This is a genomic window from Brevibacillus schisleri (genome assembly GCF_055685845.1).
Map to the genome: position 1 here is coordinate 2,657,456 of NZ_JBVNDM010000001.1, position 20,603 is coordinate 2,678,058.

Annotated in this window: 19 protein-coding genes and 1 other annotated feature; of the genes, 13 read left to right on the forward strand and 6 right to left on the reverse strand. The window is 46.5% G+C overall.

Translation table 11 applies throughout. From position 1 onward, the window contains the following. Positions 1-4 precede the first annotated feature (4 nt). The 9 genes from ACUUHJ_RS13220 to ACUUHJ_RS13260 all read left to right on the forward strand — a co-directional run bounded on the left by ACUUHJ_RS13220 (position 5) and on the right by ACUUHJ_RS13260 (position 10,178). The gene (locus tag ACUUHJ_RS13220) at positions 5-538 is read left to right on the forward strand and encodes a spore maturation protein (RefSeq protein WP_048032596.1); all 534 of its coding nucleotides are present in this window, start codon (positions 5-7) and stop codon (positions 536-538) included. 114 nt (positions 539-652) lie between these two features. After that, positions 653-1,402, forward strand: a complete 750-nt coding sequence (locus tag ACUUHJ_RS13225) for a pseudouridine synthase (RefSeq protein ID WP_289677655.1) — start codon at positions 653-655, stop codon at positions 1,400-1,402. Positions 1,403-1,509: 107 nt separating this feature from the next. Further along, positions 1,510-2,034 carry a thiol-disulfide oxidoreductase ResA gene (gene resA, locus ACUUHJ_RS13230; RefSeq protein ID WP_012686102.1) on the forward strand — a complete coding sequence of 175 codons (525 nt, stop codon included), beginning with the start codon at positions 1,510-1,512 and terminating at the stop codon, positions 2,032-2,034. A gap of 13 nt (positions 2,035-2,047) precedes the next feature. Further along, positions 2,048-3,682 (forward strand): cytochrome c biogenesis protein ResB, encoded by a 1,635-nt coding sequence (resB, locus tag ACUUHJ_RS13235; protein ID WP_472301183.1) that lies wholly within the window; start codon positions 2,048-2,050, stop codon positions 3,680-3,682. A gap of 24 nt (positions 3,683-3,706) precedes the next feature. Further along, complete coding sequence (gene ccsB / locus ACUUHJ_RS13240; protein ID WP_012686104.1) at positions 3,707-4,936, forward strand: c-type cytochrome biogenesis protein CcsB; 1,230 nt, start codon at positions 3,707-3,709, stop codon at positions 4,934-4,936. Positions 4,937-5,024: 88 nt separating this feature from the next. Then, positions 5,025-5,741 (forward strand): response regulator transcription factor, encoded by a 717-nt coding sequence (locus tag ACUUHJ_RS13245; protein ID WP_012686105.1) that lies wholly within the window; start codon positions 5,025-5,027, stop codon positions 5,739-5,741. A 1-nt stretch (position 5,742) separates the two neighbouring features. Further along, on the forward strand, positions 5,743-7,527 hold the full coding sequence (locus tag ACUUHJ_RS13250; RefSeq protein ID WP_289677656.1) for an ATP-binding protein: 1,785 nt from the start codon (positions 5,743-5,745) through the stop codon (positions 7,525-7,527). Positions 7,528-7,541: 14 nt separating this feature from the next. Next, a complete protein-coding gene (locus tag ACUUHJ_RS13255; RefSeq protein ID WP_173626014.1) occupies positions 7,542-8,672 on the forward strand; it encodes an HAD family hydrolase in 1,131 nt (376 codons plus the stop codon). Between the two features lie 175 nt (positions 8,673-8,847). Then, positions 8,848-10,178, forward strand: a protein-coding gene (locus tag ACUUHJ_RS13260) for an IS1182 family transposase (protein ID WP_472301122.1) whose coding sequence is annotated in 2 segments (ribosomal slippage) — positions 8,848-9,388 and positions 9,388-10,178 — 1,332 coding nt in all. Because the reading frame shifts where the segments join, the coding sequence is not laid out codon by codon here. A gap of 115 nt (positions 10,179-10,293) precedes the next feature. On the opposite strand, the gene ACUUHJ_RS13265 is transcribed toward ACUUHJ_RS13260, so the two are convergent. From ACUUHJ_RS13265 to ACUUHJ_RS13290, 6 genes are all read right to left on the reverse strand, one after another. Beyond that, the gene (locus ACUUHJ_RS13265) at positions 10,294-10,569 is read right to left on the reverse strand and encodes a hypothetical protein (RefSeq protein WP_289677657.1); all 276 of its coding nucleotides are present in this window, start codon (positions 10,567-10,569) and stop codon (positions 10,294-10,296) included. Between the two features lie 13 nt (positions 10,570-10,582). Further along, complete coding sequence (locus tag ACUUHJ_RS13270; protein ID WP_472299064.1) at positions 10,583-11,866, reverse strand: ArsB/NhaD family transporter; 1,284 nt, start codon at positions 11,864-11,866, stop codon at positions 10,583-10,585. Positions 11,867-11,980: 114 nt separating this feature from the next. Next, positions 11,981-13,564 carry a phosphoglycerate dehydrogenase gene (gene serA / locus ACUUHJ_RS13275; RefSeq protein WP_472299065.1) on the reverse strand — a complete coding sequence of 528 codons (1,584 nt, stop codon included), beginning with the start codon at positions 13,562-13,564 and terminating at the stop codon, positions 11,981-11,983. Next, positions 13,557-14,711 (reverse strand): pyridoxal-phosphate-dependent aminotransferase family protein, encoded by a 1,155-nt coding sequence (locus ACUUHJ_RS13280; RefSeq protein WP_472299066.1) that lies wholly within the window; start codon positions 14,709-14,711, stop codon positions 13,557-13,559. The genes serA and ACUUHJ_RS13280 overlap by 8 nt, the downstream gene beginning before the upstream one ends. 70 nt (positions 14,712-14,781) lie before the next feature. Beyond that, positions 14,782-15,029, reverse strand: a binding site (T-box leader). A gap of 362 nt (positions 15,030-15,391) precedes the next feature. Then, positions 15,392-15,598, reverse strand: coding sequence for a ferredoxin (locus ACUUHJ_RS13285; protein ID WP_007724004.1), 207 nt, complete (start codon positions 15,596-15,598; stop codon positions 15,392-15,394). Positions 15,599-15,701: 103 nt separating this feature from the next. After that, a complete protein-coding gene (locus ACUUHJ_RS13290; protein ID WP_289677661.1) occupies positions 15,702-16,613 on the reverse strand; it encodes a hypothetical protein in 912 nt (303 codons plus the stop codon). A gap of 80 nt (positions 16,614-16,693) precedes the next feature. On the opposite strand from ACUUHJ_RS13290, the gene ACUUHJ_RS13295 reads away from it, so the two are divergent. From ACUUHJ_RS13295 to ACUUHJ_RS13310, 4 genes are read left to right on the forward strand one after another with little or no spacing between them, the layout of a single operon-like run. Then, positions 16,694-17,809: a YpbB family protein gene (locus ACUUHJ_RS13295; RefSeq protein WP_472299067.1), complete on the forward strand. Its 1,116-nt coding sequence runs from the start codon at positions 16,694-16,696 to the stop codon at positions 17,807-17,809. Continuing rightward, positions 17,806-19,317, forward strand: a complete 1,512-nt coding sequence (locus ACUUHJ_RS13300; RefSeq protein WP_472299068.1) for a RecQ family ATP-dependent DNA helicase — start codon at positions 17,806-17,808, stop codon at positions 19,315-19,317. The genes ACUUHJ_RS13295 and ACUUHJ_RS13300 overlap by 4 nt, the downstream gene beginning before the upstream one ends. A 16-nt stretch (positions 19,318-19,333) precedes the next feature. Next, positions 19,334-19,912 (forward strand): CPBP family intramembrane glutamic endopeptidase, encoded by a 579-nt coding sequence (locus tag ACUUHJ_RS13305; protein ID WP_289677664.1) that lies wholly within the window; start codon positions 19,334-19,336, stop codon positions 19,910-19,912. Beyond that, on the forward strand, positions 19,909-20,586 hold the full coding sequence (locus tag ACUUHJ_RS13310) for a LysM peptidoglycan-binding domain-containing protein (RefSeq protein ID WP_472299069.1): 678 nt from the start codon (positions 19,909-19,911) through the stop codon (positions 20,584-20,586). The genes ACUUHJ_RS13305 and ACUUHJ_RS13310 overlap by 4 nt, the downstream gene beginning before the upstream one ends. Positions 20,587-20,603 lie beyond the last annotated feature (17 nt).

A 20,603-nucleotide genomic window follows, 5' to 3' on the forward strand; every position in this document is an offset into this window, starting at 1 on the left:
CCTTATGTACCAATGGGTATCCCTGCTCTCTCTTTGGGCCATTCCCGTTACGATTGCTTTTGTCTTGTTGTATGGGTGGCAAAAACAAGTCCCCGTCTACGAGACGTTTGTAGATGGAGCAAAAGGCGGCTTAACCACAACAATTCGCATACTCCCGCACCTGATCGCCATGATGGTCGCGGTGAGTATGTTTCGGGAGTCAGGAGCATTGGATCTACTGCTTCGCGCCCTCAAGCCGCTTCTTGACCTGCTGCATTTTCCGGAGGAACTGGTCCCGTTGGCGCTGCTCCGTCCGTTGACGGGAACAGGCTCACTTGCGATTGCAACAGATCTGATCGCGCAGTACGGTCCCGATTCTTTTTTGGGTAGACTGGCCGCTACTATGCAAGGGAGTACAGATACGACACTGTACGTCTTAACCGTTTATTTTGGCGCAGTTGGCATTCGTAATTCTGCGTATGCACTAAAGGTAGGTTTGTGGTCTGACCTGGCAGGTGTCATATTCTCACTGCTCATTGTCTCCTACATTTTCGCTTAAAAGAGCTCAAATTGAGTAGGTATGGAAAACTTCCTCATGGTTATGGGGAAGTTTTTCCCTTTTTCTTGTCCACACTAGTAAGAATGGGTATGATGTTGTAGAGGTGAACCAACGATGGAACGTTTACAGAAAGTATTGGCGCATGCTGGAGTCGCCTCTCGTCGCCATTGTGAAGAATTGATTGCGCAAGGCAAGGTGCAGGTAAATGGCCAAGTCGTAAGAGAGCAGGGAATAAAAGTCGATCCGCTCAAGGACAAAATTGTGGTGAATGGAAAGCAGGTTAAGCTGGAGCAACATGTCTATCTCTTGCTGTACAAGCCTACTGGTGTCATTACGAGCGTCACAGACCCGCAAGGCAGAAGGGTAGTGATCGATCTGTTGAAGGGAATTCAAGAACGGGTATATCCAGTAGGTCGCTTGGATTACGATACTTCCGGCTTGTTGCTCTTGACGAACGATGGGGAGCTTGCCAACAGGCTGGCCCATCCAAGCTATGAAATCGATAAAGTGTATCGGGCATGGGTAAAGGGAATCCCCAGTCCTGAAAAAGTGCGCAAGCTAGCAACCGGCATTCGTTTGGAAGACGGCATGACTTCTCCCGGTCAGTCAAAATTGTTAAAGGCAGAGTCTAGCAGCCAGCGGGCATTGGTAGAACTGACCATACATGAAGGTCGAAACCGCCAAGTTCGCAGAATGTGTGAGGCGATCGGTCATCCGGTGTTAGCATTGGAGCGAATCCGTTTAGGGTTTCTCACATTAGATGGACTGAAGCCAGGCGAATTTCGCAAGCTCACTCATGAGGAAGTGGAGAGCTTGAAACGGGGATTGGTTCAAAAGAAACGCAGCCCGCGTTCGAATCATTGATTCGTTCAAAATCTGTTCATAAGTTGTGCGCTGTCGGAAAAACTAGGAACGCTATAATAGAATGGGAAAAGGATGCAATTTATTAGCAGTAGATGGGAGTAGGCGTCATGAACAAAAGCAATCGTACATATGTCAGGATCGCGGTATTGGGTGTTTTGCTTGTAGCGCTGGTCTTTGCACTTTATTCCAGCTTTGTGAAGGACCCCGGTGCTGTGAAAGTAGGAAGCGATGCTCCGAATTTTAGTTTGGAACAATTGAATGGGCCAGAGCTAACTCTGGAAAGTTTGAAAGGAAAGGGCGTTATTCTGAATTTCTGGGGCACATGGTGTGAACCCTGTAAGAAAGAAATGCCAGCATTGCAAAAACAATACACGAAATTCAAAGATAAGGGATTGGTTGTACTTGGCGTCAATATCGGAGAATCGCCAGTTGCCGTAGACCCATTTGTAAAGCAGTTCGGGATTGACTTCCCTATTTTGCTCGATCGCCAATCGGAAATTACAAAGCTGTATCGAATCGGTCCGATTCCGACGACCTTTTTCATCGATCCAGATGGAGAAGTGAAGGAAGTTTTCATCGGGCAGTTAGATGAAGCGATGATTGAGTCGAAAATAACAAAAATCTTGCCGTAAGTGAGGAGCAATGATGGATCAGCGAAAATGCGAATGCGGTCATACCAACCCGGTTGGAACGCTGCTCTGTGAGTCTTGCGGGAAGCCTTTGAATGTGGAAGTCCACGAGCAGACATCGTTTCCTGACATGCGTTATGAAGGAATGGCAAGACGTTCTCAAACAAATAACACGAAGGTAATCGATCGAGTCTGGAACTTTTTTTCTTCGGTCAAAATTGCAATCGGTATCATTATTGTCCTTTTGGTGGCGTCCGCAGTCGGAACCATCTTTCCGCAGCAAATGTACATACCGGTACCTGTACCGACAGAAGCAGATGTTGCCCGCTTTTATACAGAAACATATGGAACGATCGGAACGATTTTTTACGGCCTTGGATTTCACAATATGTACTCGTCCTGGTGGTTTGTGACGCTTCTGGTTATGCTCGGTACCTCTTTGGTTATCTGTAGTCTGGACCGCGTAGTACCGCTGTATAAAGCGTTAAACAAGCCGAGATTGAACCAGCACAAGTCCTTTTTGAAAGGGCAAAAGCTGTTTGCAGAGGGTGAGCTTGCTCCAGAAGCCAATCAGGAAGCGATACTGGACGCCTCTGCTCTGGCATTAAAAGAAAAAGGATACCGCATTTTCCGCACAGAACGAGCGATTATGGCTGAAAAAGGCCGTTTTAGCCGTTGGGGTCCTTACATTAATCACATTGGATTGATTTTGTTTTTGGTCGGTACCTTAATGCGAAGCCTGCCTGGCTTTTACTTGGACGAGTACGTCTGGGTGCGTGAGGGACAAACAATGGCGATTCCGAATACCCCTTATTACATAAAAAACGAGAACTACACGACAGAGTATTGGTCGGAAGAAGAAATGCCGGAGCAACTGGAGCTTAAGGGCGGAGCCATCGTGAAGAGCTACCAGACAGATGCCATTTTGTATAAAAATAAAAGCGCTGACGTTCCAGGGAAAAAGCCGGATTTGGTAGAAGTGCAGAAGGGGCCGATCGTCGTGAATCATCCGATGGAACAGGACAGCCTCTACATTTATCAGAGCGGCGTGCAAGAGATGCAGCTTGGAGCACTCAATTTTATCGTGGTCGATTTGAAAAACAATAAAAAAGAGGTCGGCCTTATCAAAATTGATCTGTACAATCCACAGCCCGAACAAACCATTGCAGATGGGTTCACGGTACGGATTTTGGATTACTTCCCCGATTTTATAATGGGGAAAGATGGGAAGCCTGCGACGAAAACCAATTTGCCAAAAAATCCGATGGTCGCGTTGGAACTCATTGGAGACAATGGCAATTATAATGAAAAATTGGTTTATCTAGAAGGAACCATTCTTACGCAGAAAAATGATCCTCGTTACGGACTCGACATCAAAATGCCTGATTTGGTCGATATTGCAGGGCTGAATGTACGGGTGGACAAAGCATTGCCACTCATTTATTTCGGTTCGTTCATTTTCCTTGTGGGCGTTGCAATCGGTGTGTTCTGGCAACATCGCCGGGTTTGGGTACAAACGCAAGAGGGAAGTATCATGGTAGCGGCTCATACGAATAAAAACTGGTTCGGTCTTCGTAGGGAAGTAGACGGGCTGGTTAAACAAGCGGAGCTCCCTGTCACGATAGAAGATAAAACGAAGGCCAAGGCCTAAAGCTTCAAAGGGGGGACTAACAACGTGCAGCTCATTCAACTGAGTGACTGGTTATTGGATATCGCGTTTTTGCTTTACGTGATCTCGTCTATCTTCTTCGCTGTAGCCGTGACGGGAAAAAACTGGGCAGGGCGTGATCCCAAACAACATGAAGGGCGCTATGGACGGATTGCGTATTGGTTAGCCGTTATCGGTTTTGTGGCGCAAACAGGGTATGTGGCTGCTCGCTGGATTGCCGGCGGCCATAGCCCGACAAGTAACATGTTTGAGTTTATGGCATTCTTGGATTACTGTATTATCTTGGCCTACTTAATTATTTACCGGATTTACAAGCTGACTTCGATTGGAGCGTTTGTCCTTCCGCTTGGGGTGATCATGCTCGCGTATTCGTACGTGTTCCCGAAGCAAATCACCCCATTGATTCCGTCTTTGCAGAGTTACTGGTTGCATATTCACGTGACTACGGCTGCACTGGGTGAAGGTATTTTGGCGGTTGGTTTTGCAGCGGGTCTCATGTATTTGATCCGTACCGTTCCGCAGCATATTTCCACCAAAAGCACGAAATGGCTGGAGATCGTGCTGGCTGTAGTTCTAATGCTCGTTGGATTCATTTTGATGGATTCTACGTTTGCGCGGATGGATCAAAAGACGGTATTTGAGATGAAGAAAGAAGAAATGAATGCAGTAGGACAGAAGGTAAAACCAAAAGTGGAGTACATTCTGCCTGCAATTGTTGCGCCTGCTGATTCAACCATCATCAAGGAAGGCCCAATGTCACCACTCTTTGAGGCACCTACCTGGATGGAAGGAAAAGACGCCGCACGTAAATTGAACACGATGCTGTGGTCAGTCCTGACAGGGGCAATTTTGTATGGCGGATTGCGTTTGATTTTCAGAAAACGATTAGGGGCTGCTATCAAGCCTTCAGTTGAGGGCGTCGATCCGGAGCTTCTGGACGAAATCAGTTATCGAGCAATCAGTATCGGATATCCGGTGTTTACTCTCGGAGCCCTTATCTTTGCGATGATTTGGGCAGAAGAGGCATGGGGACGATTCTGGGGGTGGGACCCGAAGGAAGTATGGGCATTAGTTGTCTGGCTCTTCTACAGTGCCTACTTGCACTTGCGTTTATCCAGAGGCTGGATCGGTGCAAAATCAGCATGGATGTCCGTCATCGGCTTTGTCATTATTTTGATTACACTGGTCGTGGTCAATTTGGTCATTGCTGGTCTGCACTCTTACGCTGGAGTGTAGAAATTCCTCGAAAAGCTGGTTTTACCACCAGCTTTTTGGACTATCTTCTAACAGTTTTACGATATTATGAGAGCAAGAGGTGTTCCAGATGGAAAAAATGGCACGTATTCTCGTTGTAGATGATGAAGAGCGCATTCGCAGACTTCTGAAAATGTACTTGGAAAGAGAAAACTTCCTGATTGATGAAGCAGATAATGGAGAGCAAGCAGTCGAAATGGCTGTAGGAAGTGACTATGATATCATTTTGCTCGACTTGATGCTGCCAGGTATGGACGGGATCGAGGTATGCCAGCGTGTTCGTGAATTCAAGGCAACCCCTATTATTATGCTGACGGCAAAAGGGGAAGAAACGAACCGCGTTCACGGGTTTGAGGCAGGGGTAGACGATTATGTCGTGAAACCGTTCAGCCCACGTGAGGTCATGTACCGGGTAAAAGCGATTCTTCGTCGTTCTTCGGCAACAGCTTATTTGAAGACAGAGACTTTCAACAGTCATTCTGTTCTTGTTTTCCCGGAATTGACCATTGACCACGATGCACACAAAGTCATCGCAAGTGGCCAAGAGGTTAGCCTGACTCCAAAAGAGTATGAGCTGCTGCACTACCTGGCATTGTCACCGGATAAAGTGTTTACACGTGAAGAACTGTTGAAAGATGTGTGGCACTATGAATTCTTTGGCGATTTGCGTACGGTGGACACGCATATCAAGCGTCTCCGCGAAAAATTGAACCGTGTTTCTCCGCAAGCAGCCAATATGATCGCCACGGTTTGGGGCGTCGGATACAAGCTAGAGGTGCCTAAGTAAAGTGGACGTTATTTTTCGCAGTGTAGTCGGAAAGCTATGGATGACGATTATTGCTTTATTTGCTCTCGTTTTGACGATCTTCAGTTTGTTGCTCGTTCAATCCTTTGACAGCTTTTATAGCAATCGGCAGTCCAAGAATTTGCATGATCTGGCAGACGGTATCGCAGTCGGTTTAGCGCAAAGTCCAGATATGACGGCCGCTATGGAGATGGCTTCCAGGTTTGGCTTGGTCCATCATACGGGCATGGTCATTCTAGATGAAAAAGGAAAGCAAGTCAGCATGAGCGAAGGGGCTGGGCTTCCTCGTATTCCAGTAGATCTTTTGCTCCAGAATCCTGCATTGGGTTTGACTGATGCGCTGGCAGGCAAGCATCCGGCAACCAAAACGATCTATATTGATGTGAATAAATCCGCTGACCGTACAAATAACAAGCATGAACTTCTTGCGGTTGCTGTTCCTTTAGAAATGGCAGCAGGGAAAACGGGCGCAGTGGTCATGTATCAGGCGATTGAAGATTTTGATGATACGGTTAGGGAAGTCAGATTTTTAATCTTTGTGGTTGGCGTCATCGGGTTTGTCTCTACCACTGTATTCGCCTTTTTCCTCTCATCGCGTATTGCGACTCCATTACGTCAGATGAAAGAAACGGCGCATCGCATTGCGGAAGGGGACTTTCATGCTGAAATCCCGATCAGGACCCAAGACGAGACTGGTGAACTGGCGGCCTCGTTTAACACGATGGCAAGCAAGCTCAATCAGTTAGTCGATGCACTGTCCAAAGAGAAGGAGCAGCTGGCGAGCGTTCTTAGAAGCATGGTAGATGGTGTTGTGATGATAGATGCGAACGGCAAGCTGGCCGTAACGAACCCGCCAGCGGAACGATTTTTGCGAGATTGGGATTTCGAGCATTCGGATGAGCCTGTGCCGCTGTTCCCGTTCTATCAGCAGGTTTTGCAAACCGGACAGGAAGTGACAGAGGATATCCCTGTTCAAGGGCGGATATGGTCCGTTGTCATGGTACCTTTGAACGATAAGGATCAAATCCGTGGAGCGGTTGCTGTTCTTCGAGACATCACGCAGGAGCGTAAGCTGGATAAGATGCGCAATGATTTCGTGGCAAACGTATCCCATGAGCTGCGAACACCTCTATCCATGCTGCAAGGGTACAGTGAAGCGATTGTGGATGATATCGTAGCGACACCGGAGGAGCATAAAGAATTGGCGCAGATTATCTATGATGAGTCAGCGCGCATGACCAAGCTGGTGAATGAATTGCTTAGCCTGGCACGGATGGAAGCGGGGCATGTGGAATTGTTCCAGGAAACGATGGAACTGCGCCCATATTTGGAGCGCATTCAACGTAAATTCACCAATCTGGCGAGAGAACGCGAAATCCATCTCTTCCTTGAAACATCGACGACGCATACCCATGTACTTATTGATCCTGATCGCATGGAGCAAGTGCTAACGAACTTGATCGATAATGCGCTGCGACATACGCCAAGTGGGGGGAGCGTCACCATTCGGGCTCGCGGGGATAAAACATTGCTGGTTGAGATCAGCGATACAGGCAGTGGCATTCCGCAAGAAGATTTGCCGTTTGTTTTTGAGCGATTCTATAAAGCTGACAAGGCTCGTACACGTGGACGACTTGGTGGGACTGGTCTTGGACTAGCCATTGCGAAAAACCTAGTCGAGGCACATGGGGGCACCATTAGTGTGCAAAGTAAACTGGGCGAGGGAACGACTTTTACAATCGCCTTGATGCTACATAAAAACAAATAGGAGTGTAGAGAGAAATGATCAAAACGATCTTATTTGATGTTGACGGGGTTATGTTGAGTGAAGAGCGATACTTTGATGCTTCTGCATTGACAGTGTGGGAATTTTTGTACAGCCCACAGTATGTAGGGCTTGCAGGCGAGGAATTCACACCTTCTCCAGAAGAAGCGCAAATCAGACGAGTGCGCGAGCAAGTTTTCGCTCATGATGAAGTGCTAAACTTTATCAAGTCACGTGGAATCAACTCCAACTGGGACATGGTTTTCCTTGCGTTTTCCTATCAGTTGATTCGTTTGATTGAAGTGGTTAAAACGCAAGTTCCAGAAGCAACGAGCCTTCTTGTCGAACAAATTGATCGACCGCAACTGGCAAAAGTGAAAGAGTGGGCTGCCACTTATGCGCCTGATTTCCAAGTAGACTACGCAGCGTTCACCGCTGATTTTGCCAAAGGTTCTGCACAAAAAGCAGAAATGCTGCTTTACTTGAATCAGATTGCAAAAGAGCGTTGCGGTATTGCAACAGAAATGTTCTCTCGCAATAGTGATCTATGGCAGTTGATTCAAAAGACGTTTCAAGAATGGTATCTCGGTGACGAACGTGTGGCGGCATCGATTGGGCGTGAGACCATGCAGCCAGGTAAGAAGGGCTTCTTGGCAGACGAGATTCCGATTGTACCACCTGCAGAAATGGTCGAGTTGTTCCGCACGTTAAAAGAAAAAGGATACACACTGGGGATTGGAACAGGGCGTCCTACCATTGAGACGCATGTTCCCCTCAGTGAGATGAACATACTGGAATGGTTTGACCCGAACCGTGTCGTAACCGCCTCTCACGTACTCGATGCGGAAGAAGCATTTCCTAGCTTTGCGCCGATGTCCAAGCCACACCCTTATTGCTATGTAAAAGGGTTGCTCGGACTCGATGCACCGATTAGCGATGCTGTCCATTTTTCATTACCAATCGAAAATGGAGAAGAGGTTCTGATCGTCGGCGATTCACTCGCTGATTTTCTAGCGGCCCGCTCAATCGGTTGCAAGTTTGCAGCGACATTGACTGGACTGTCTGGTCAAGATGCGCGCAGCAAGTTTGAAGAGGAAAAAGCAGATTTTATTCTCGATGATGTGCGCGATATCCTTTCCATTCTGTAGATAAAAAAACTCCGCCGTATGTAAGAAACGGCGGAGTCAGGCTGTCGAGAAAGTCGACAGCCATTTTTATTTCACTTAGTTTTAATACGACACCGCGTTAATTTGTTATAATTCTTATAATTACATTTTATAGTAGGTGATAATTGTGCTTACCTCCAATGATAAAAATCCGCAAATGCATTACGAATTTGTGTGCCTTGATGAATTGGTCCCAGAAGACCATTTATTAAGAGTCATCCAGAAACATATAGATTTCTCCTTCATCCGGGAAAAAGTACGTCAATATTATTGCGAGGATAACGGTAGACCTTCCATTGATCCTATTGTTTTATTTAAAATGATTTTCATTGGATACCTTTACGGTATCCGCTCAGAGAGGCAACTCGAAAAAGAAATCCAGACTAATATCGCCTATCGTTGGTTTCTTGGCCTTTCTTTAACAGATCGAGTTCCAGATCACACAACAATCAGTTGGAATCGTCGAACCCGTTTTAAAAATACAAATGTTTTTCAGGAGATTTTTGATGAAATTGTTCGCTTGGCGATTCAGCATCGAATGGTCGCTGGACGTGTATTGATAAGTGATTCTACGCATCTTAAAGCAAATGCGAATAAACGAAAATTTAAGAAGCATGTCATCGAGAAAACGAGTCGTGCCTATCTCAAAGATTTAGAGGTAGCAATTAATGAAGACCGTGAGGTACATGGAAAAAAGGATTGAAGCCTAGAGAGGGTGTGAAGGAAGAAAAGGAAATCAAGATGAGTACCACTGATCCGGAAAGTGGCTACATGGTTCGAGACAGCAAGCCCGAAGGCTTTTTCTATCTCGATCACCGGACTGTCGATCATAAGTACAATATTATTACCGATGTCCATGTCACTGCTGGCAATGTCCATGATTCCGTTCCTTACATAGATAGGCTGAATCTCCAAATCGAGAAGTTTGGGTTTCAGGATACAATTGAAGCTATTGCATTAGATGCTGGTTATTTAACTACTCCAATCTGCAAGGCACTTCACGATATAAATGTATTTGCTGTCATCGGTCATCGTGCCTTTACACCTGTTAAAGGTCTTTTTGCTAAATGGCGCTTTAAATATGATCTGGAGTGCGATGTGTACACATGTCCTCAAAAACATACGCTTACTTATTCGACTACCGATCGAAACGGATACAGGATGTATAAGTCCAATAAAGAAATATGTAAAACTTGTCCAAGGCTTTCTGAGTGTACCCGATCTAAAAATCACCAAAAGGTGATAAGCAGGCACGTTTGGGAAGAGAGTAAGGAATGGGTTCGACAGAACCGTTTAAGTAAATCGGGGAAATATTTATATAGATTAAGATACCAAACCATAGAGCGAAGCTTTGCAGATGCTAAAGAACTGCATGGGCTTCGCTATTGTAGGTTACGAGGACGCGAAAATGTCCAAGAGCAAGTATTGATGACAGCAACAGTACAAAACATTAAAAGGATAGCACTACACCTAGCGAAAGCAAGTTAGGTGCAGGCTATCCTTTTTTCAGCACTTCGTGCTGGAACAATACCAAAAGAAATCCCCCAAAAGGGGGTTTCTCTTCAGTCTGACTCCGCCGTATGTAAGAAACGGCGGAGTTTTTTTATTCCCAACTAATCGATTGCAGGCATTTGAAGCGAAAGGCATGAATCAAAAAGGATTCAACCATGTTGAGACGGACGATTACTTCGAAGGAACCATCCTCTCGTGAAAAAAACAGGACATCTGTATAGTCTTTGTTCCCTTCAAAATAACGACGAACCTCTTTGACACGAGCTCGCATGGACTCAGATTTTACGACAATATGGTAGGTAGCATCTTGCTGAGAAATTTGTTCCTTGATCTCGATTTCCTCTTGATTATAGGTGTAATGGAACAAGAGTGATTCCTCCTCACCAAATAAAATAGCGTAGATAAACGTAGACATGAGCAATCAAGATAGATAGGATCATTAACGGGAAGGCGACCTTCATAAAGCTGAAAAAGCCGATATGATGTCCTTCCTTTGCAGCCAAGCCAGCAACAATCACGTTGGCACTTGCTCCAATCAAAGTACCGTTACCACCTAAACACGCCCCGAGTGCAAGGCTCCACCAAAGCGCTTCCAAATTGGTGATCCCGAGGGAGCCCATTTCCTTGATCATCGGAATCATGGTAGCAACGAATGGAATGTTGTCAATAAAGGCAGAGGCGATGGCGCTCAACCAGAGGATTAACAGGGAGGTTTTGAGTGAATCTCCACCTGTCAATTTCATCGCTTCATTGGCGAGTTTTGCAATCACACCAGTTTCAACTAAACCGGAGACGAGAACAAATAGACCAATGAAGAAAAAGATCGTATTCCATTCCACTTTGCTTATCGCATCTTCTAGATAGTGTTCTCCTGTTAGCAGAAGTAAGAGAAAAGCACCTGTCAGAGCGATCGTGGCCGATTCTAAATGAAGCGCTCCGTGCAACATGAAGCCTAGAATCGTCAGCGCCATGACGGTTAAGGATTTTTTCAGTAAACGGCTGTCGGTAATCTCATCACGCTCATTTAACTGCATGATTTTTGCACTCAACTCAGGTGATGTTACTAACTGCTTACGGTATATGAGCACCAAGCAAACAACGGTTACAGCCATAATCACGATGATAATTGGGCTCAAATTCACGAGAAACTTCATAAAATCAAGCTCCGGCACAGAACTGCCAATCATGATATTCGGTGGATCACCGATCAAGGTAGCGGTTCCTCCGGCATTGGAGGCGATAATTTCACTGATTAAAAAAGGAATCGGATTAAGCTGGAGCTGGCGAGCGATGCTAAACGTCACAGGTACGATGAGAAGCACAGTAGTAACGTTGTCCAAAAAGGCGGAAGCAATGGCCGTGATCAAGCTCAGGTAGACGAGGATACGAATCGGTTTGCCCTTTGCGACCTTTGCCGCACGGATGGCCACATACTTGAAAACACCGGTCTGGGCCGTAATGGCAACCAAGATCATCATCCCAATCAGTAGGCCGAGCGTGTTAAAGTCAATATGGTGAATTGCTTGTTCCTGTGTAACGATCCCGAACAAGACCATGAGAATTCCGCCGGACATGGCGACGATGGTTCGATGTAACTTTTCGCTAATAATAAATGCATAGGTAACTAAAAAGATACCAATAGCGAATAATGCCTGGTTCGTCATAAGAAGCTCCTTCCTTGGTGTGCAGAATTATCTTGTCCCATTATAGCTCTAACCAAATTCAGGGTAAAGAAAAAGACCCGGCAGAAGGCCAGGTCTATTCTCTATGGAAGGAACCTACAGCTCGATTTGTGTAACGCTTTTCACTTCCGCCAGCTCGCCCATCGTATCGAGAAGCTCTGGCGTCAATGGTTTGTCGACAGAGAGCATCATGATCGCGTCTCCACCAATATCACGGCGTCCTACCTGCATCGTTGCGATGTTCATGCTGTTTTCACCCAAGATGGAACCGACACGTCCGATCACACCTGGACGGTCATTATGGTGAATGTAGAGCAGATAGCCCTCAGGCGCTACGTCAATCGCAAAGTCGTCAATTTTCACAATACGTGCACCGTAACCATTGAGTCGCGTTCCGGCCACTGTGCGTGTCTCTTGCGTCGTTTTTAAGCTAACAGTCAGTAAGTTCGTAAAGCCCTTGTTTTGTGCTGTCTTTTGCTCCGTTACGGTGATGTCACGCACTTTTGCTAGAATCGGGGCGTTCACATAGTTGACTTCCTCGCCTAGACGGAAGGACAGTACACCTTTGAGGACTGTGCGAGTCAGCGGGGACGTGTCTACATCCGTCAATTCACCGCTATATTTAATGGAAATTTCCGAAATGGAACCTACTGTCACTTGGGCAAGGAAATGGCCCAGCTTTTCACCCAACGTAAAGTACGGTTGGACTTTTTCCATCACGTGCGCAGGAATCGAAGGCAAATTCACGGCATTTTTGAATGGCTCGTTACGAAGAACCTTCAGGATTTCTTCCGATACATCTACGGCCACGTTTTCCTGTGCTTCAATGGTCGAAGCTCCCAGATGTGGAGTCGTTACCACTTGAGGTAGACCAACGAGAGGGTTGTCTACAGGTGGTTCTTCTTCGAAAACGTCCAGAGCTGCCCCCGCGACTTTTCCAGCGGTAATCGCCTCATAGAGAGCCTTCTCGTCAATGATTCCCCCGCGAGCGCAGTTGATCAAGCGAACGCCATCCTTCATTTTCGCGAATTCACGCGTGCTGATGATATGGCGGGTTTCTTTTGTCAGCGGAGTATGGACGGTAATGAAATCTGCTTGTCGGCAAATTTCATCCACAGTTGCGTTAGTTACACCCATTTTTTGCGCACGTTCCTCGGTCATGAAAGGATCGAAGCCCATGACGGTCATGCCAAATGCTTTCGCACGCTTCGCAACCTCAGAACCGATACGACCCATACCGATGACTCCGAGTACTTTGTTATTCAACTCAACCCCTTGGAAGCTTTTGCGATCCCATGTACCGTCTACTAGCTTCTTGTGAGCTTGAGGGATGTTACGAGCGACAGCCATCAGCATGGCAAACGAATGCTCTGCGGTAGAAATGGTGTTGCCGTCCGGAGCGTTGATGACCGGAATACCTGCTTGGGTGGCAGCGTTGATATCAATGTTATCGACCCCAACACCCGCGCGACCGACAGCCTTCAGCCTTTTGCCGGCAGAAAGTACCTCTGCTGTTACTTGGGTTTGGCTGCGTACGAGGAGAGCATCGTAGTCGCCAATCACATCGATCAGTTCGGCAGGGGAGAGGTTTGTTTGACGAACAACTTCTACATCAGAAGCGTCCAAGAGCTGTTGAATTCCAAATTCGCTAAGTGGGTCAGTAATGAGTACTTTATACATGTGCGATGAGCACCTCCTGAGCAGCTTTTACACCAGCACCCAGTTCAACTGGAGCACCGATTTGGTGAAGCGACAATTCAATGGCAGAAATGACTTGCAGGACATCCAATGGCTCACAATAACCCATGTGCCCGATGCGGAAGATCTTGCCTTTCAGGTGCTGCTGGCCGCCAGCAATCGTGATATTGAATTGCTGCGTTAACATTTTGCGGAGAGCTTCTGCATGAAAGACACCCTCAGGATCGCAAGAGGTAACGGTCGTCGATGCGTACTGATCTTCTGCCATCAGTTTTATGTTTAATGCCCTCATCGCTGCGCGAGTCATGTCTCTCATTAGTTCATGGCGCTTTACGATAGCTGGCAAGCCTTCTTCCTCCATGATATCCAATACTTCGGCGAGACCGAAAATGAGGGATACAGCAGGCGTATACGGTGTTGTTTGCTCGGCCAAGCTCTTGCGGTATGCTTTCAGGTCCAAATAGAAGGCGAGCGATTTGTTTTGCTCAATCACTTGCCATGCGCGTTCACTCGCAGCGAGGAAGGCAAGGCCTGTTGGCAGCATGAAAGCTTTTTGCGAGCCAGTTACTACGATATCGACACCCCACGCGTCCATTTCGCATGGAACCGCACCAAGGTTACTTACCGCATCCACAATGAAGAGGGCGTCCGAATGAGTGCGGATTGCTTTCGCCAAGTCAGCAATCGGATTTTCTACCCCAGTGGATGTCTCACAGTACGTAGCGAATACGGCTTTTATTTGTGGCTTTTTTTGCAGGAATGTTTCAAACAGCTCAGGTGTAACCGCCTTGCCCCAAGGCACTTCCACGCGATGGGCGATGATACCGTAACGCTCACAAATTTTTGCAAAGCGCTCACCAAATGCACCGCTGACGAGGACGGCAGCTTCATCGCCTGGTTGAAGCGTGTTTACGACGCCCATCTCCAGTGCGCTCGTTCCGCTACCTGCCAAGATGAATACGTCCTGCTTGGTGCCAAAGTAAGGCTTCAGTCTTTCAGCAGTACGGGCAAAAAGAGCGGAGAATTTGCCGCTGCGGTGTCCAATCATCGGTTGGTTCATCGCCGTTTGGACACGTGGTGGAATAGGGGTAGGGCCAGGGATTCTCAAAATCATTTTGTCTGCAAACATAGTTCTCTCCTCCTAAATAAGTGCATATCAAAAAAACCTCCCGTTCTCACACTGCTCCTATTACAGAACAGTGAGGGACGAGAGGCTTTGCTTCGCGGTGCCACCCTCATTCGCTCCTTTTTTCTCAAAAAAGAGCCTTGGTAGGTACATGACCTAAAAGAGATAACGGTTCTACCGTTTGCGTCTACTTGGATGGTGAATCCATTTTCAACGCAGCAGCTCAGAAGTGCTTAACCGTGGGAGAAATCGCCGATTCGCAGCAACCATCGGCTCTCTGGGGATTTCTCAATCACAGCGTTTCTTCGTCATCGCTGTTGTTTTATAAGTGTTTCGTAAGATTTGTACTTACGATATCACGTCAAAATAACACCGTCAAGAAGAAAAACGAGAAAAAATGAACATTAATTATTTTATATCGGTTATCGTTCGTGAATAATACTCAATTTTATGCTGGGAACACTATGAAAACGACCAAAACACGAACGTTAAGATGTTTACATCACAAAAAATGGAAAAAACGCATTTTAATGTTCGGATTTTGCTGTTGCTATTATCTTATCGAAAAATGACAAAAGAAAGAACGGAAAGTTGGTTCGTTCAGTGGAGGAGAGGAGGGCATAATGAAAAACCTCTTACATACCGAAGTACGTAAGAGGTTTCTTCCATTAGTAGATGGAATACTATTCCACTTTAATAGAGTCGGTCGGGCATCCTTCAGCAGCATCACGAACATCGTCATGCAGGATATCCGGGATTTCAACGCTGTTAGCATTGTCATCCAACTTGTTGAACGCAAGGCCCTCATCGTCGTAATCAAAGACGTCAGGAGCCGTGGCGCCACAAGCACCGCAAGCAATACAAGTATCTTTATCTACCCATGTAGTCATCGTGGTTTCACCTCCCATACCGAAGTGGTACGTCCACTATCATAGATCATTGTATGCTCTTGGTGACAAGATTTCAAGATTGAATCAGTCTAAAAATGTACGACTACTTATAAAGAGGGATTTCAGGTGCCTTTAGCACGGAGTAGAGCTGTGTATTCAAGCGTTTAAAATCTCCCGCAGATACTGCATCTGTCGCGTTCAAAATCTTCACGGCAGCGGCTAAATCTTTGATTCCTAGTGCCTGAACTTCGTTAGATGCAATGAGCAAATCAAGTCTTGCAGTCAGGTCCTCAGGATTATAGCTGCTCCATTGTTTGTTCGCTGACATGGCAACAGCTGCGAGATAGGTGCGGTAATGGAATGGATACTGCTTCCACTGTGCGGTGTTAACGGTTCCAGGTAATTGCTTCGGCATGGCTTGCTTCACTACATAAGCTGATTCCCAAGACGCAATGGAGTGATACACCATTTCCTGTGCGGTTAGCCAGTTATTTTGGAAAAGCGTCAGGCTAGCTCCAATGGAAGCAGGTGTAGCCTTATTTTGATCGGAACGAATCTGCTCCATACTATCCAAATACGCCCGTACACTGTTCGTAAAGGTGACGTGAGCTTGTCTCAGCATGGGGGACGTCGGCAAGGGAACGTTTTTCTCCAGCTCTTTCCTTGTCTGGTCAGCTAAATTGCTGAGCTGCTTCAAGCCTTCTGTCCGTTCACTTTCGTTCATTTGATTCCATTTATCCATCGTATCAAAATGTGCTTGCTTCAGATCAAGCAGCGGTGCATAAACGGCATAGTAAAATCGGATAAAGTCCTGTTCGTTGTACAGCTTTTGCTCACGCAGCAGTTTTTCTTTTTCGGCTTCCTTTTTCTCAGCTTCGAGTACGGCGGCTTGTTCCGATTCCAATTGTGTCTTCATATAATGGGCCCCGAAAAAAAATCCACCAACTGTGCAAGCAAGTGTTATGATGATCATGTACGCCATCATAAATTCAGTTCTTTTCAATCGTTTTGTCATACTATCCTCCAAATACAATGATGCAGTTTACTTCGCTTCTTTAGAGCTTTGAAAAATATAGAATGATGTAAGGAGTACCAATGAACAGTCGGAACAGTGCGGCAGAGGAGCAGGACCTCTTATGTGCGGTCGCCTTGAATGCCATGTTACCTCTGGCCAATGAACGAACGCTGCAATCAGCCTACTACATACTGCGTGGCAGAAAAGCCAATCAGACACTGCAAGATGTGCATTTGTATACCCTTTATCCGTATTATCGGATGTTTTCCCGTTTTCCAAGAGAGGATTGGGAGAAAATAGTTTCAACTTTATTTCAGGCGGGCTGGATTTTACCTGTTGATGCAGTTGGAACGAACGCAAAGCCGACCTTTACCTTTTCTGATACTGGATTGCAGCATGCCAAACACATGTACCAAAAATATCGGTTTGATGTATGGTTCGCACCTTTTACCCAGTCTGATTTGGCGGAGCGAATCGAACCATTTTGGAATAGACTTCATCTTATGGTGCAGACGATCTCGCAAATGCATCAGGGTGATCTCGGTTTCATTCCGGTCGTTTCGGACAAGCTAGCACAGCGTTGGGTAAAAAACCAATTATCTGATGGGACATTGCGAAATGCTTGGAAACAGCAATTGTCTGACGAGCTATATCGATTATGGGAGCCCCTGGATGAAGGTGTGCAGGAGCTTTTGTTTTGTCAACTGTCAGGAGTAGGACAAGTTGGCAAGACCTTGGGGCAAGTAGCAGAGATTCGCCAAACGAGTCGTAGCTTTCTCATGCTGCAATTTCGATACGGGCTAGCCGCGTCGATTCAGACGTTGCTTGCAGAGAGCAATCATTATCCTCTTTTATCAAAACTGGTTACAGAATCCCACAAGCTTGATCCACGTCTCACCGAAAGTGCTGCCCGAACGTACGCAATGCTTCAGAGTGGCTGTGACAAAAAGGAAATAGCGAAGAGACGACAAATGAAAGAAAGTACAATAGAAGATCATTTGGTAGAGATTGCCCTGCGCTGTCCGGAATGGGACATGACAACGTATTTACCGAATGAGCTGGCAAAAGAAATCATGGAAACGAGTGAGCGACTCGATACAAGCAGACTCCGGCTCATCAAGGATCAATTGGAAGCAACAGTAACGTATTTGCAGATCCGATTGGCATTGGCACGAGCGACGAGGGGGGCAAAATGAATAAACAGCTCATGTACGACAGATTAAAGCTGCATTTTGGATATGACTCGTTCCGCCCCGGTCAGGAGCCCATTATTGAACGTCTACTACATGGACGAAGTGTTCTCGGGCTATTAGCAACAGGTGGTGGGAAATCAGTGACGTATCAGCTGCCAGCAATGCTTTTGCCGGGTCTGACCGTCGTAGTTTCCCCATTGATCTCCTTGATGGTCGATCAGGTGCAGCAGCTTCGAGCGCGAAAAAAAATTCCGGCTACCTATTTGAACAGCATGCAAGATCCGACAGAGTCCCGCGAAATCTTGAAAGGGCTCTCGGAAGGTGCGTACAAGCTGTTGTATATTTCTCCTGAAAAGCTTCAACAGACCTATGTCCAACAAGTGTTAAAGCGAGCGAGGGTGTCCCTGATCGCTATTGATGAAGCGCATTGCATCTCGCAATGGGGACATGACTTTCGCACAGATTACTTGCGATTGCCTGAAGTCGTGAAACAATTGGGAGCACCTCCTGTTCTGGCTGTGACGGCGACTGCGACGGCGTCTGTTCGTGAGGAAATTTGCAACTTATTTTCCATTAAAAAGGAAGATGTTGTGTTGCAGTCCCTCAATCGGGCAAATATCGCCTATGATCTTGTTGAAGTTGGGGAGGAAACAGACAGGCGTTCGTATGTATTTGATCAGATCGATCGTTTGCAGGGGCCTGGAATCGTTTACTGCAGCACGCGACAAGCAGTAGATGTGTTGGCAGCCTCTTATCAACTCGAAGGGAAAAAACGTGTTCATGGTTACCACGGGGGCATGAACAGCATGGAGCGAATGCTGATCCAATCCCAATTTCTCGCAGGAGAGCTGGATGTTATTATTGCAACCAATGCATTTGGTATGGGAATCGACAAGTCAGATATTCGCTACGTCATCCATTATCAAATGCCAGCCAGTTTAGAGGCATACGCACAAGAAATCGGGCGGATCGGCCGTGACGGCAAGCCCGGGTATGCGCTGCTTTTATTTTCGTGGGACGATTTGCAGATTCATCAGCACATGCTGGAGAAGGAGTACCCGACACAAGCGCAAGTTCAAAAATACGAGCAATTGTGCAATACTGGAGTACCTTTGACTAACGAGGCCTTGGCGATGATGGATATATCGGAAGAGATGGGAGCGCTCCTTGCCTTTTATACGGAAAGAGTGCTGGGCTTATATGAAGCTGCTGCTGCGGGAGAGTCCTATCCGAAGGCTCATATCATTTGGCAGGAAACGGAAAAGAGAAAAAGCTTTAAGCAAAAAAAGCTGGCAGAAATGGTATCTTACGTAAGAGGGGAAAACTGTTTGCGTGCGAGCATTAATACGTATTTCAAAGAGATGGATCATCAATTTGATCTTTACTGCTGTAAGAATTGCGGCCTAACTATGGCTGCGTATTTCCAAACGAATGACCATGCAATCGCAAAGAATGAACAAATCAAATGGAATTTGCGGCAGGCGTTAGACACTCTTTTGCCGAACAAATAAAGGAGAGAAACATCGAGTGAGGGAAGATCGGCTAGAGGTGGATGAAGCCACTCTTCGGCTGAATCTATGGTTGACACAAGGAATCGTGATGGGAGTGGCTGCTGCCGGTAGCTTATTAGTGCTGGGCTGGGATGCTACTCTGTCCTTGTTTACTTTGCCAGGCTGGAATGCCGTACTGTGGGCCGTGTTTGTAGCCGCAGGTATTATCATCGCGAGTATAGTGATGGATCGTTACTTGCCAGAGCGATGGCAGGATGATGACAGTATCAATGAAAAAGTTTTTGGCGCCATGTTACCATTCACCACGATACTCGTCTGTATGGTAGTGGGGGTGGGAGAGGAATGGCTATTCCGTGGAGTCATTCAATCGCTTACCGGGAACTTTTGGAGCAGCCTTATTTTTACACTGATCCACGTACGTTATTTGAAAAAACCGCTCATGATCATAAGTGTCTTTGGTACAAGCTTGATCTTCGGGCTCTTGTTTTCCCATTATCAGTCCCTATGGCCCTCGATTGTGGCCCATATCCTTATTGACGTCATGTTAGCATTCTATCTACAAAAAACAATCAAGAAAAAGGGGGAGGAAGAGTGAATCTTGAGCATAATCCATTACCACCCCGACGCTCCCGTCATACTCGCCCTAAAGCGTCGTTCTCGTTTAAAAAGTGGATTCAACCGGGAGTGTACTTGTTTGGATTCGTCTTTTTCGGGTTGATTGGTTTTGAGTTGTACAGGGCCAATATCCCACATGAGTCAGCAGCTTCTGGTAATGTTGAAGTGAAAGAAGGTAGCAAAGCGATTACCACTTCGCAAGGGAGTAAGACAGGAGAAAAGGAGCCTGCATCCGTCGTTCTCCCTTCTACGATTGATTCCAATGCAAATGTGACCACCCCTCCTGACAAAGCGAAAAAGATCGAATCAAAGCCGGTTGAACCGATGGTGAAGCCGACAACAAGCGCACTGACAGCTGCTGTAAGCCCAGTTCCAGCCAAAACCTCGACTGGTACATCTGTAAGCAAGACAAACCAGATCACGAGTACTTCTCCTAGCACAGTAGCTACACCGGGAAAACCAGCTTCAACACCACCTGTAACAAAATCAAAGGTCGTCAAGCATGTGGTGAAGAAGGGGGAAACGTTGTTTATGCTGTCCCGAAAGTACTATGGAAATAACTCGAACGTAAGACGAATCGCAAAATACAACGGGCTTCATTCAGAAGCTGGGCTCGTCGAAGGAAAAGTTGTTTTGGTTCCACTCGTTCAGTAATGAGATCGTGCTTCACT